The organism is Snodgrassella alvi (assembly GCF_040741455.2).
GTDB classification, from domain to species: Bacteria; Pseudomonadota; Gammaproteobacteria; order Burkholderiales; family Neisseriaceae; genus Snodgrassella; species Snodgrassella alvi_E.
Genome location: NZ_CP160328.2, coordinates 1,972,124 through 1,985,948, shown reverse-complemented (window position 1 = coordinate 1,985,948; position 13,825 = coordinate 1,972,124). Strand labels below are relative to the sequence as shown.

Sequence of the window (13,825 nt, the reverse complement as noted above, 5' to 3'; positions counted from 1 at the left end):
GAGAGATCCCCTCATAATTTCCCCAAAGCGTAACCATGTGTGAATAAATTTTGAGCTAGTAGGGTTGCAGCCACGAGTAAGTCTTCCCTTGTTATTGTGTAGCCAGAATGCCGCAAAACTTCCATGCCTAAGCGAACTGTTGAGAGTACGTTTCGATTTCTGACTGTGTTAGCCTGGAAGTGCTTGTCCCAACCTTGTTTCTGAGCATGAACGCCCGCAAGCCAACATGTTAGTTGAAGCATCAGGGCGATTAGCAGCATGATATCAAAACGCTCTGAGCTGCTCGTTCGGCTATGGCGTAGGCCTAGTCCGTAGGCAGGACTTTTCAAGTCTCGGAAGGTTTCTTCAATCTGCATTCGCTTCGAATAGATATTAACAAGTTGTTTGGGTGTTCGAATTTCAACAGGTAAGTTAGTTGCTAGAACCCATGGCTCCTTTGCCGACGCTGAGTAGATTTTAGGTGACGGGTGGTGACAATGAGTCCGTGTCGAGCGCTGAGAGATCCCCTCATAATTTCCCCAAAACGTAACCATGTGTGAATAGATTTTGAGTAAGCAGGGTTGCAGCCACGAGTGAGTCTTCCCTTGTTATTGTGTAGCCAGAATGCCGCAAAACTTCCATGCCTAAGCGAACTGTTGAGAGTACGTTTCGATTTCTGACTGTGTTAGCCTGGAAGTGCTTGTCCCAACCTTGTTTCTGAGCATGAACGCCCGCAAGCCAACATGTTAGTTGAAGCATCAGGGCGATTAGCAGCATGATATCAAAACGCTCTGAGCTGCTCGTTCGGCTATGGCGTAGGCCTAGTCCGTAGGCAGGACTTTTCAAGTCTCGGAAGGTTTCTTCAATCTGCATTCGCTTCGAATAGATATTAACAAGTTGTTTGGGTGTTCGAATTTCAACAGGTAAGTTAGTTGCTAGAATCCATGGCTCCTTTGCCGACGCTGAGTAGATTTTAGGTGACGGGTGGTGACAATGAGTCCGTGTCGAGCGCTGATTTTTTCGGCCTTTAGAGCGAGATTTATACAATAGAATTTGGCATGAGATTGGATTGCTTTTAGTCAGCCTCTTATAGCCTAAAGTCTTTGAGTGACTAGATGACATATCATGTAAGTTGCTGATAGGTTTCCAGTTTTCCGCTCCTAGGTCTGCATATTGTACTTTTCCTCTTACTCGACTTAACCAGTACCAACCCAGCTTCTCAACGGATTTATACCATGGCACTTTAAAGCCAGCATCACTGACAATGAGCGGTGTGGTGTTACTCGGTAGAATGCTCGCAAGGTCGGCTAGAAATTGGTCATGAGCTTTCTTTGAACATTGCTCTGAAAGCGGGAACGCTTTCTCATAAAGAGTAACAGAACGACCGTGTAGTGCGACTGAAGCTCGCAATACCATAAGCCGTTTTTGCTCACGGATATCAGACCAGTCAACAAGTACAATGGGCATCGTATTGCCCGAACAGATAAAGCTAGCATGCCAACGGTATACAGCGAGTCGCTCTTTGTGGAGGTGACGATTACCTAACAATCGGTCGATTCGTTTGATGTTATGTTTTGTTCTCGCTTTGGTTGGCAGGTTACGGCCAAGTTCGGTAAGAGTGAGAGTTTTACAGTCAAGTAAGGCGTGGCAAGCCAACGTTAAGCTGTTGAGTCGTTTTAAGTGTAATTCGGGGCAGAATTGGTAAAGAGAGTCGTGTAAAATATCGAGTTCGCACATTTTGTTGTCTGATTATTGATTTTTGGCGAAACCATTTGATCATATGACAAGATGTGTATCTACCTTAACTTAATGATTTTGATAAAAATCATTAGGGGATTCATCAGTGCTTAACTTGTATTTAATCAAACAGAAAAACTTAACATTCGACATCTAATTTATTTTTAAAACAGATTAGCTAATATTTTATGCAACTTCAGCTTCAATTTGCTATTTAAAAACTACTGAGCAAACATCTGTTGTTTTTTGATAATTTCACACATAAAAATTATTAGCAATAAGAAATAAAAAAGCATTACCCGCAGCCTATAAGCCATTGGTAATGCTTTTGTTTGTTACTTCCTGTTCAGCTGACACATAACGTGATGCGCTGTCCAGAAACCTACTAATAAGGATGTTATCGCTTGTCTCTTACTTTTTTTCTAAAGAAACCGGAAAGGTAACTAAATTATTAGTCTTATTCGGATCAGCTAACAACCCCTGAACACGTGCTTTAAAATCAGCCTTTCCGTTTGCGCTGGTAATTTTGACTGTCTGCAGAATAATCGTTTCTTCGCCTATAGGCAGTTTATCAATCCGGTTTGCAGACTCATTATAATTGCCCATCACTACTTTCTGTTTCGTGATTTGTACATCATCGGATAGCGATTGCAGAGAAATATTGCGCGCATCCGCAGGACCGTTGTTGGTGATAGTCAACAACAATTGCACACAGTCAGCCGGTAATGCCGGTGTAAGCTCTACTTTTTCAACCTCCAAAGCAATATCAGCTGCTCCAGGCATAACAGGAATACTAACCTCATTATTATTTAAATTAGCATCCTCCGTCTGGCTTTTAATCCGAACCGTAAACTGGCTTACCTTATCGGATCCGGTCACCTTAACCGTCAGTAACAACGTGGTGCTTTCTCCGGCGGCTAGATTATCGATACGCTCTTCCTGAGTATTGTAATTTCCAGCCAGTACTTGCTGAGCTGTAATCTCCAGATTATCTGGTAACTCAGGTTGGAGATAAACATTACGTGCACTCAGTGGTCCGTTATTACTAATTGTGACGAGTAACTGAGCGGTATCTTGATCTAAAGAATTATTCCATTCAACGGCTTCAGCATTGATTGCAACATCTGTCTTACCTGGAGCCACAGCAGCAGATGCAACATTATTACTCATATCAGGGTCAGCTGAATCACTGTTGATATGTGCAGTAAATTCACCCTTACCATCAACATTTTTCATTCGCACAGTAAATAGCATCGTAACCGCCTCATTGGCGCCAAGCGCATCGATACGCTGCTTCACAGAATTGAAATTGCCAGACAAAACTTTTTGCTCAGTAATTTCCAAATCAGATGACAATTCAGGCTGCACATGAATATTTCGTGCAGTTTCCGGCCCTTGGTTCGACACAGTCAGTAAAAATTGTGCCGTATCCGCAGGCAGTTTATCATTCCACTCTACTGTCTCAATATTCACAGCAATATCTGCATCACCAGCCACAGGCGGCTGAACCGCAGCTTGCTTAGCAAACAGATAATTCTCAGCATGCATATTGTCTTGCAGAACAATATGCTCGATTTTACCTGCCAGAGCCTGACCACCGGCACTACCTGCCACAGCTGGTCCGTCAATCATATCTGCAACATCGTCAACCCAGATAGAATAATCACCGGCCGCTAACTTATCAAAACTAAACCTGCCTGATTCGTCAGTGTAGGCCACTTGTTCAATGCGCTTACCGGCCACATTCTGCCCTGATAAAACAACCTTGATATGGCTTAAACCCTTTTCATCATGATTTAGCAGGCCATCAGCATTCACATCATTGTAGACTGTACCGGCTATCAGCCCCTGAGCATACGCAGCATTATGCTTAAATAAACTATACTGACCGGTAGAATCAGAATCGAACACATTCACATAATAAGACCAAGACATATCCTTATTACGCGATTTGGATAACCAGACATTATCGCTTAGCAAGTGTTTACCATCCGAACGTACCACATCGTCTGGCTGTCTGCTGCCCTGAAAAGGATCCGCCACCTTGGCATAAACAAATCCTTTTGTAGCAGGAAAAGAAAGCTGATAGCCTTTATCACCTGCTTGCATTAAAGCTTGACTGCTTTGCTCAGACACATCTGAGTTCAGGCCACTAGATTCATACAGACGTACTACATCACCATCACGAGCCAGAAAATCTGTGACATCATCGCTATCCGGTAAATCAGCTTTTACATCATGAATTAAGGAGTGGGTATTCGTGGCTTTCAACAGACTGGTCACTGCCCCACCCAGTGTATCCGCATGTGTAAACGTGGCCTTAAAATCCGTAAATGTCCCCGACAGACTGGCAATCATATTCCAGCGGCCTACTGTAGAAGCACCGCCAGCTATATCTCCAAAATTCAGCAATAGACTTTTATCTGCAGGCTGATTATTGATATAGCTGCCCAGAATAGAAAAATCCACCAAAAGATTTTTCTTATTTTCCACAATCTTCGGCTGAGCTGAATCAATCACCGTGTGATAAGAAATGCCCTTACCATCATTGCGAATACGAACACCAAGAGTAAAAGGCTCAGGTGTTTCTTCCTCAGCCGTAAACGGATCATCACCATAAACTTCTCCCGGTAAAAAATAATCGAGCGTCAGCAATGGCTGAGGTTTCACTACCACATAATCTGGCACCACATCTACTGTCGTTTCCTGACCATTTAGCTCATAGGTGAGTTTTGCGCCTATATTGTAAAGCGTGTCCTTATCCTGAGCTGCGCCAAATGCAGGAATAATCATCCAATGGATATCAGCATTGGATTTGGCCGCAATCTGCCCCGTCCCATTAATATCATCAACACCGGACAAAGAATCAGTACGATAAAAGAATTTGGCCTGGCTATCCTCAGTTTTTTGCGTCACTTCAACTGGCTGATTATCCTTATCTGTAAAAACCAGCTCCACACGAATATTTTTCAGATTTGCATCCAGACCATTTTTAATTAACATCCGAGCATCAAAAGCTTGCCGCTCAAAAGACAGCTTTTGCTCAATCACAATTTTAACTTCCGCACACTCCACATCCTGCGCAAATGCCGATCTGACCGGCAAAATGCTACAGAACAAAAATGCCAGAAGAGTCAGCATATGGCAAAACCCCTTACCATATTTCAACAGGGTACCCTTCATCATTTAACCTTTATATATTATTATTCATTTTATTGAATTTACAGATAAATCTAGTCACACTTACTCATCTACTCAATATTTATCTGTTTACTCTCCTTAAAAATATTATTTATAGATAGTTCTAATTTTTATTCAGATTCTTATATTCTCCATTTTAATATGCATATGAAATTATTGTAATTAAAATATAATGATATTTTTTAAAATTATCAGATAAATTATGTCCCATCTAGTTATAATTTAAACAGCATAAATAAAATATCAAAATCAGCTAAATAGATTTCAAACCCAAACTCATAGACATAAATATAATCAAGACAATACTTTTATTTTGAGCTATATAAGTGGAATATTATCTGACCATAAAAGCCAGCAAAGCAAAATACCGCCGGCACAAAAATCAATTATATTTTTTCAAAAAACTACAACTAAAGCTTTGTATATGGCGCGTTAGTTGAAAGAATTAAAAGTACAGCACTCAAAATTAATGCTGACACAAAAATAAAGTATCCAAGCATCCGGCTTATATTTCTTCAAGTGAAATAATTTCCTAATATTTGTTCTGGAATGCACGATTTTTTATTGTAAAGCATAAGTATGCAATGAATAAAATTTAAATTTGCATTAAATTGGAAGCAAAGTTCACAAAGAAAAATCTCTAAATAGTACACATAGTATTCAAGAGAAATATAATAGCTGCACAAGCAAAATCAATATTTAACCTAAACTATATTAAGATTAAACAAACGAAGCTGAATTTTTTATCGGCAAAAGATATCAAAATTCTTTCTATAAATTAAATATTTAATCATCATAAAATTCAGACCCACTATAATTTATTGCAAAATGTTAAACCTCTAATTCCCATCATTACCCTTTTTATAAACTATCCTGTTAAATATAATAAATATTATAGCAAATATCTTTACACCGTTTTTATACATGAATCAGTGCAGCAAAATCCTATTTATAAAATTTTTTTAACTATACCCTTTTTCAATTATCATTTGCAAGCCAAATTTAGTACAAATAAATACCAAAAGCATAAATATATAAGCAAACTAAACATCATGAATTAGTTTAGAACACTACTGAGTCTACTTTATTTATAAATAGATGGAGTAATAATAAAGATATAATTATGTATTAAAGTTTAATACACGTTAACAGATACAAAAAACCAGTACCTGCCAAACTGATTAACCTCACTATACGATTGAATAATTCAGCTCTTTTCGTTTTAACCATACCTAAACACATCGATAATAGAAGAATTTTAGGGTTAAAATTTAAATTATTCAAAACACAAATCTACAGTTAAACAGTTGTCACAAAACCTTATTTATTTCCAATAATTGATATGAAAAAATTTGCATGAAAGCACAACTATGACAACATTAATTTCAGAATCAGAATAGATTTCAACTTGTGAGTAATTATGTTTTTGTTGCAAACAAATTTGTGTTTGCTATAGATAGCACACGCAGCTTATTAAATAATTTTTTTTATTAGGTTAGTTCAATTCAGAGCGAAAACTAATAACTACTGTGCACAACCAATCCATCATAAGCAGGTTCGCAGTTTTTCGGGCAACGCTGCTTTAAATTATGGTATTCCTGTTTATGGGTCATGTGGATAAAGTAAGTATGTTTGGCCTCAATTCGTTTGGCGTAAGCAAAAGCCTGTTTGGTACTAAGATGGCTGGGGTATGAAGTGTCCATCAAGCAATCGAGAAACAGGTAATCTAGTCCCTGTAAATGTGGGAAAATGGATTCGTCAATATGGTTGAGATCGGTAAACCAGGCAATGTTGCCTATGCGATAAGCACTGCTTGTCCAGCTTCCATGTGATACAGCAAACTGCCATACAGGTACGTCTTCAATAGTGAGAACCCTGCTCTGCCCCTGATTTAACGGTAACTCATGTGCGCGCAGTACAGGACGGTTCCAGTGGTTATTTTGCTCCAGAAAGGCGTAATCAAAGCGGCTGCAAATATTAGCCAATGTATCACGATGGCCGTATATCGGTATGGGCGCGCGCTGTTTGTAGCAGAATGCGCGCAAATCATCGATACCGTTTAGATGGTCGGCATGAGGGTGGGTATAGAGCACGCCATCGATATGCGACAGTTGATGTTGTAAAGCCTGATGGTAAAAATCGGTACCTGTGTCAATTTGCCAGTGCTGTTTGCCTATCTGAATATGAGCACTGCAACGGGTGCGCCTGTTTTTCGGGTCGCTGCTGGTGCAGGTAGCACATTCACAACCGATTACTGGCGTGCCGGAGGAACTGCCACAGCCGAGTACAGTTAGAATAATCTGTGTCATGGCTGGCTAGTCAGCGGTGGTAATTTGCTAAACAAGCGATAGGTATTGGCGGTGGTGGCTGCTTCGATGGTTGCCATGCTCTCGCCGCGAAACTGTGCGACAAATTCGGCGGTGTAACGTACGTAAGCCGGTTCATTTGGTTTGCCACGCTTGGGCACTGGAGCCAGATAAGGAGCATCAGTTTCAACCAATATGCGATCTAAAGGTACGTATTTGCAAGCTTCTTGTATCTGCTGCGCGTTTTTGAAGGTCACTATACCAGAGAAAGAAATATAAAAGCCTAAATCCAATACTGCTTTAGCAAAGGCAGTATCTTCGGTAAAGCAATGAATAACGCCTTGTTGTGCTTGGTTTTCATGTAGAAGGCGCAGTGTATCCGCAGCAGCATCACGGGTATGAATAATCAGGGGCAGACCGGTTTGGTTGGAGGCCTGTATATGCGTGCTGAAGCGTGCATGCTGCCAGGACAGATCACCACTGCACCAATGATAATCGAGGCCAGTTTCCCCGATACCGACTACTTTCGGATGTTGTGCAGCCGCAATCAGTTCATCTATACTCATTTCCGCCGAGTTTTGGTCTTCAGGATGCACTCCGACACTGGCAAACAGATTTGTATGCTGCTCGGCCAGTGCCAGCACTTCATCTGCGCTTTGGCGGTCTACACTAATAGCAATAGCCTGCCCTATTTCTGCCTGCGCCATATTCTCCAAAACTTGTGGCAGTCTGGCTGCCAACTCAGGCATATTCAAATGGCAGTGTGAATCGATAAGCATGATTACAGGGTATATGTTGTGCGTTCGCTCAGCAGTAAACCAGGCAGAATATCTTCAATACTCTGCTTTACGGCAATGCTGTCTTCATCTTTGCCAAAAGCCAGTCCGATTCCCTGAGGCTGGCCGGTAGATGTAGCTGCGGTGTTTATCCATACTACTTTTGTGCGCAGATATTTGGCTTCGTTGAATTCGGGCAGGTTTACCGCCAGTAATACTTCTTCACCCATTTGAAACGTATCTGTTGTGGGCGCAAACAGGCCACCATGCTGTAGAAATGCCATATAGCTACGATACAGCTCTGGTTTATCGGGAATGGTTAAATTGAGCATTTTGCCCGGCAGATTGGTAGGCGCTTCAGCCATAAACTTCCTTTGTGCTTATGTGTGTTTATGCTGCCACACATTAAGATAATCTATTAACAGGTCTTCTAGTTGCATTTTAACATTGAGGGTATGTTTACCGTAAGGGGCTAGCGCATTTACTCTGTCGATTAAAGCAAACAGGGATAACGGGTCGATTTGTGTAGTAATCTCGTTCAATGCATTTTGCCAAGCCGGATAATACATGGCACACATATGTTGCTGCGCTAGAGACATATCCAGTAACCATTTGGCCAGCCAGTCGAGAAAGGTTGCCAGAGCCAGTTTCTGTTTGTCAAAAGCAGCAGCATAATCCAGCATGGCAATCAGACGTGGCTTGACGAGCAAAGGGATAAGTTCATTACGTAACTGCGTATGGCTGTCGTTATCAGAAAACAAGGGTGCCCCGCCGTGAAAGGCAAGCAAATCAGCCGTTTTTTCACCATGTAATTGTTGAGCAAAGGCCAATGCCTCTGCTGGTGTGGGCATGGTTAACACAACCTGACGACAACGACTTTTAATGGTAGGTAGTAGGCGATCTTTCTGATGGCTGACCAGAATAAAAATCATCCCAGCCGGAGGTTCTTCTAGAATTTTCAGCAAAGCATTGGCGGCCTGTGTATTCATACTTTCAGCGGGGTAAATCAAAGCCACACGTTTGCCGCCGCGATGGGCACTTAGGTGAGCAAAGTCGAGCACATTACGGATGGTTTCTACTTTAATTTGTGCCAGCTTTCGTTCACCGCCGTCGCTTTCTGCTTCTTCCGGCGTCACCATCAGGAAATCCGGATGGCTGTGCTGGCTGAATAAATGACAAGAAGTACACACACCACAAGGCTGATGATTGGCTTGCGGGGACTCACACAGCAGTGCTTGCGCCAGATGCTCGGCAAATTCCCGCTTACCGATTCCCGGATGGCCATAAAGCAACCATGCTTGCGGCTGCTGCTGCCAGTGCTGGGCAATCTGTTGCCAAACAGGTTCGAGCCATGGGTAAATCATGGGTTCAATCCAAACTGTTGTGCCAAACTCTGATTGATTTGCGCTGCTACAGCATCCAGTTGCAGGCTGCTATTAATGATGGCGTAGCGTTGCGGTGCCGCCGCGGCACGGTCTAAATAAACCTGACGTGTGTGTTCAAAAAAATTAGTATCCAGTTGCTCAAAGCGGTCGGGGCTTGTGTTGTGACTTAGACGCTGCTGAGCCACAGCCAAAGGCACATCCAGTAGTAAAGTTAAATCAGGTTGCAATCCTTGCTGTACCCAGTTTTCCAGAATAGCAATATCAGGCAGAGGCAGACCGCGTCCACCACCCTGATAAGCAAAAGTAGCGTCTGTAAAACGATCACTGACAACATGCATACCTTGTGCCAGAGCCGGTTTAATCACCTCATCCAGATGTTGCTGACGGGCAGCAAAAATCATCAGTGTTTCAGTGCGGGCATTGGCACGAGTAGCAGGATTAAGCAAGAGCTCGCGTAACGCTTCACCAATAGCAGTGCCTCCCGGCTCACGGGTAAACAGTACCGGCAATTGGTGTTTTTCAAACCATGTACGAATGGTATCGAGGTTGGTTGATTTACCGGCACCATCAATCCCATCCAACGTAATAAATTTTGCTTTCATCTATACTAATCTGCTCAGGGTTTTTTCAGAATATACTGGCGAACCGCTGCGTTATGCTCGTTCAGACTGTGGCTGAACTGGCTGCGTCCGCTACCATCATTACGCGCCACAAAATACAGGTAATCATTACTTGCCGGATGAGCAGCTGCTTCTAGCGCAGCTTTGCCCGGCAATGCAATCGGGCTGGGTGGTAGTCCGGCTCGAGTATAAGTATTGTATGGTGTGTCACGACGTAAATCAGCTTTGCCAATTTTACCTTTATAGCGGCTGCCCATGCCATAAATCACGCTAGGGTCTGTTTGTAAGCGCATATGCTGATTAAGCCGATTAACGAATACCGCGGCCACATTGCTTCTGTCTTCCGCATGTCCAGTTTCTTTTTCTATCAGACTGGCCATAATCAGCATTTCGTAGTCAGACTGGTAAGGAAGATTACTGCGCCGTTCTTCCCATGCGGCCTGCAAATGTTTCTGCATCGCCTTATATGCTTGCTGGTACAGCGATAAATCACTGCTATCAGAGCTAATATCATACGTTGCTGGAAAAAACAGCCCTTCTGCGTGGGCATAATGGGTATCATCTGCCACTTGTTTAAGTATTTGGGCATCAGTCCAGCCACGAGTAAGATGTTCTATATCGGGTGTACCATCAACAATCCTGCGCATCTGTGCAAACGTACTACCTTCAATAATTTGCACATTAATACTGTCTGGCTTACCATTTCGCAGCCTTTGCAGAATCTGCCAGCTTGATACCGAGCGGGACAAGCGATAATTGCCACGATGAATTTTATCACCCATGCCAAGCATATAGGCCGTGCCAACAAATACCCAGCGGCTGTAAATCACATCATTACTGGTTAGTATTCTGCTTACTCCGCTAATACCATAGTCTGCTGGCACTTTCAAACGATAGCCCGCGTTACTTTTAGGCATAAATAACAACAATGCCCATACTAGCGCAAACATCAGTAAACCCGTCAAAATCAGCAATACCGCCCGTCGTTGTTTACGCCGCATAAAAGCTATCCTGTCAAATAAGATTATTTTAGACTAGCCTGTAAGTATAAATTTAATTGGCAGAAGCCACCACTCCTGCCTTTAATCCAAATGTGTGTCCAGATATGCAATATTTATTGGGTAGAATAGTTTACAGATTGAGAACTGTATTTCCACTTTAACAAGAAAGCTTAAGCTAGGGCTTGCAAAATTCAGTAGTTCAGGTAAAATGCGCAGCCTGTTCAGCAATAAACGCTGTAACAATCGGGGGTATAGCTCAGTTGGTAGAGCGCTTGCATGGCATGCAAGAGGTCAGCGGTTCGATCCCGCTTACCTCCACCATATAAATAATGATTTTATAAATAAATGGACGCAAACATGCGTCTTTTTTTGTATCTGCTTTTGACAGCGCTTGGGTTTTGCTCCGGTTTTATAAATGATTCAAATAATCTATTTATTCACCTGAAAAGTGAAGGCAAATTAACTATTAGAAAATATATTCATGCCAAATTAGCGTTAGAAGAATTATATCGATAAATTAAAACTGTTGATTAGTAACAACAAAATTTTTTGCCAATTAAAATTTTAAATTTTTTAAAAACAATAATTTAAATTATATAATTATTTTGTCTAAACATAATATTAAACATGAATCGTAAATCAGAAATTTTAGTGTTATAAATTAATAAATATAGTAATTTTAATTATTTCAATTCTAATAAGGGGATAAAAATTGTTAGATACAAAATTTTCTTTTGAAGGCTTAATCATCAATAAAATAATTGCTCATCGTGTTTACGCTAGAAATGCAGATAAAACCATAGATCCACCTAAAATTAGTAATCATCTTATTAATTTATCAAATGAAGCAAAAACTTCCTTAGAAAGCCGAATTACAAATGCATTAGGAAATAAATCTCATGGCATTGAAATGACAATTAGAGAAACTGATGACAATAGTTTCTTTAATATCGCTGCCAATGCGTTATTTGATTCTGATTCCGAATTTATCATAAAAACCAGCATGCTTGCTCAAAACTTATCAAAGGCTCAACTCAGCGTTAATACTCCAGGCGGGATTTTGATTATTGCTAAAGGTCATGTCGGAGAAGATGATAAACGATTTATTATTGTTATTAAAGCTGAACCACAAAGTGGTTTTCAAACCTCAGATAATGATGATAATATTTCATTAGAATATATTAAAGATTTATTATTAACGGATGCACAACGTTTATATAAAATTGGTTTTTTAGTTGAAGAAACTAATCAATCAAGAACAAAATTACATGTCAGTAATTTTCGTGCTTTTCTATTTGACCATTTATTGACAAGTATTGATACAAAAAAAGCTGGAAGTTATTTTTATTATAATTTTTTGGGTATGAGTATTGCAGAATCATCAAAAAAACTTACGCAGAATTTTTTTGAATTTACAAAAAATTTTATCGATAATTCAGGAATGACAGACGATGAAAAAATAGATACTCATGAAGCATTACGTGTAATGTTAAAAAATCAAGATGCAATGATAAGTGTACACGATTTTGCAAAACAAAATTTATCTGTAGAATATCAAAATCAATATGAAAAATTTATGGAGAAAAAGAACTTTCCATCAAATTCAGTTATTAAGGATACAGAATACATCAAAAAAAGGTTGAATACTCGTCGTAAATACTGTTTTAGTAATAATGTAATTATTTCAACTCCATCAAATAAAACTGAAGAATACTTATCCTTGAAAGAACTTGAAGATCAAAAGTATACTCAAATCACCATTAAAGGCTTGTTGCAAAAACAAGAATGAATACAATTGAAGAATTTTTGAATTATTTCGAACAGCATAAAAATTTTTTTTGTGCTTGGGGGGATTATGTAACAAAAAAAATTGAAAATGAGCTAACTACCCAAATAACTCCTTTAAAAATCAGTGAATTTTTGAAAATTGAAGCCAAGCCAAGAATTAAAGAAATTGAATCTGCTAAAGCCAAAATATATAGAAAAAACTATACTAATCCTAAAGTTGAAATGACCGATTTGGTCGGTGTCCGATTTGTTGTTCTTATTTCGCAACAGATTGATATTATCAGCAATATTATAGAAAAAGAAGTTACTTGGAATGCAGTGGTTTCCAACGATTTCTGCAAAGATAGGGAACTAAATCCTACCGTATTTGATTATCAATCTAAACATTATGAAGTACGTCCTAACAAAAATATTTTCATCAAATATAATGACAAAAAAATAGAAATTTCAAAAGATATCTGCTGTGAAGTACAAATACGTTCGTTGCTTCAACATGCTTACGCTGAATTGGTTCATGATAATCTGTATAAACCAGCTGGAAAAGTACCTAATGAAGCTAAAAGAGAAGTTGCTAAAAGCATGGCATTAATGGAAACTACAGATGATTTATTTACTCATACGTTGACATTGCTACAAAAACATAATACACCTATAAATAATCTTTATGAAAATTTATCAAATTTATATATAGATATATTTATAACAGATTCAAATTTTGATAAAAAAACTAATTTGATGATTTTAGAAGTGTTTTCAAATTATATTAGCGAATCAATAATAGATCAAATTCAAGATCTTTTAAAGAAAAAAAAATTTATAGAAAATAAAATTAGAACACAAATTGAGAATTCTTATCTATTTCAACAACCAATTATTCTATTTATCTATTGGCTAGTATCTTCGAATCCTACCGCCATAACAAAAAATATTTGGCCTTTACCTGCTTTCCAACAAGATTTAAGCTATGTATTTTCAGATCTTGATAAAGGTCCATTACCAGAATAGTAATTATTTATAAAATTTGTTTATACT

10 protein-coding genes, 1 tRNA gene and 1 pseudogene are annotated in these 13,825 nt (G+C 39.6%); 3 read left to right on the top strand and 9 right to left on the bottom strand.

Going from position 1 to position 13,825, the window contains the following annotated elements; genetic code table 11:
- Positions 1–11: 11 nt before the first annotated feature.
- The 9 genes and pseudogenes from ABU615_RS08845 to mltG all read right to left on the bottom strand — a co-directional run.
- Positions 12–500: pseudogene (locus ABU615_RS08845) on the bottom strand (IS4-like element ISVsa5 family transposase); the annotation flags it as partial.
- 7 nt (positions 501–507) lie between these two features.
- On the bottom strand, positions 508–1,716 hold the full coding sequence (locus ABU615_RS08840; protein ID WP_001352368.1) for an IS4-like element ISVsa5 family transposase: 1,209 nt from the start codon (positions 1,714–1,716) through the stop codon (positions 508–510).
- Between the two features lie 411 nt (positions 1,717–2,127).
- A complete protein-coding gene (locus tag ABU615_RS08835) occupies positions 2,128–4,857 on the bottom strand; it encodes an SdrD B-like domain-containing protein (RefSeq protein ID WP_370388857.1) in 2,730 nt (909 codons plus the stop codon).
- A gap of 1,577 nt (positions 4,858–6,434) precedes the next feature.
- A complete protein-coding gene (locus tag ABU615_RS08830; RefSeq protein ID WP_370388856.1) occupies positions 6,435–7,226 on the bottom strand; it encodes an MBL fold metallo-hydrolase in 792 nt (263 codons plus the stop codon).
- Positions 7,223–8,005 carry a TatD family hydrolase gene (locus ABU615_RS08825; RefSeq protein ID WP_370389358.1) on the bottom strand — a complete coding sequence of 261 codons (783 nt, stop codon included), beginning with the start codon at positions 8,003–8,005 and terminating at the stop codon, positions 7,223–7,225. The genes ABU615_RS08830 and ABU615_RS08825 overlap by 4 nt, the downstream gene beginning before the upstream one ends.
- Positions 8,005–8,364, bottom strand: a complete 360-nt coding sequence (locus tag ABU615_RS08820; protein ID WP_100139715.1) for a PilZ domain-containing protein — start codon at positions 8,362–8,364, stop codon at positions 8,005–8,007. The genes ABU615_RS08825 and ABU615_RS08820 overlap by 1 nt, the downstream gene beginning before the upstream one ends.
- 15 nt (positions 8,365–8,379) lie before the next feature.
- Positions 8,380–9,363: a DNA polymerase III subunit delta' gene (gene holB, locus ABU615_RS08815; RefSeq protein WP_370388855.1), complete on the bottom strand. Its 984-nt coding sequence runs from the start codon at positions 9,361–9,363 to the stop codon at positions 8,380–8,382.
- The gene (tmk, locus tag ABU615_RS08810; RefSeq protein ID WP_100139713.1) at positions 9,360–9,986 is read right to left on the bottom strand and encodes a dTMP kinase; all 627 of its coding nucleotides are present in this window, start codon (positions 9,984–9,986) and stop codon (positions 9,360–9,362) included. The genes holB and tmk overlap by 4 nt, the downstream gene beginning before the upstream one ends.
- Positions 9,987–10,000: 14 nt before the next feature.
- Complete coding sequence (gene mltG / locus ABU615_RS08805; RefSeq protein ID WP_370388854.1) at positions 10,001–11,005, bottom strand: endolytic transglycosylase MltG; 1,005 nt, start codon at positions 11,003–11,005, stop codon at positions 10,001–10,003.
- Between the two features lie 245 nt (positions 11,006–11,250).
- Here mltG and ABU615_RS08800 point away from each other — a divergent pair.
- From ABU615_RS08800 to ABU615_RS08790, 3 genes are all read left to right on the top strand, one after another.
- Positions 11,251–11,326: transfer RNA gene (locus ABU615_RS08800), tRNA-Ala, on the top strand.
- Positions 11,327–11,717: 391 nt separating this feature from the next.
- Positions 11,718–12,794, top strand: coding sequence for a nucleoid-associated protein (locus ABU615_RS08795; protein ID WP_370388853.1), 1,077 nt, complete (start codon positions 11,718–11,720; stop codon positions 12,792–12,794).
- Positions 12,791–13,798, top strand: coding sequence for a GTP pyrophosphokinase family protein (locus ABU615_RS08790; protein WP_367489399.1), 1,008 nt, complete (start codon positions 12,791–12,793; stop codon positions 13,796–13,798). The genes ABU615_RS08795 and ABU615_RS08790 overlap by 4 nt, the downstream gene beginning before the upstream one ends.
- Positions 13,799–13,825 lie beyond the last annotated feature (27 nt).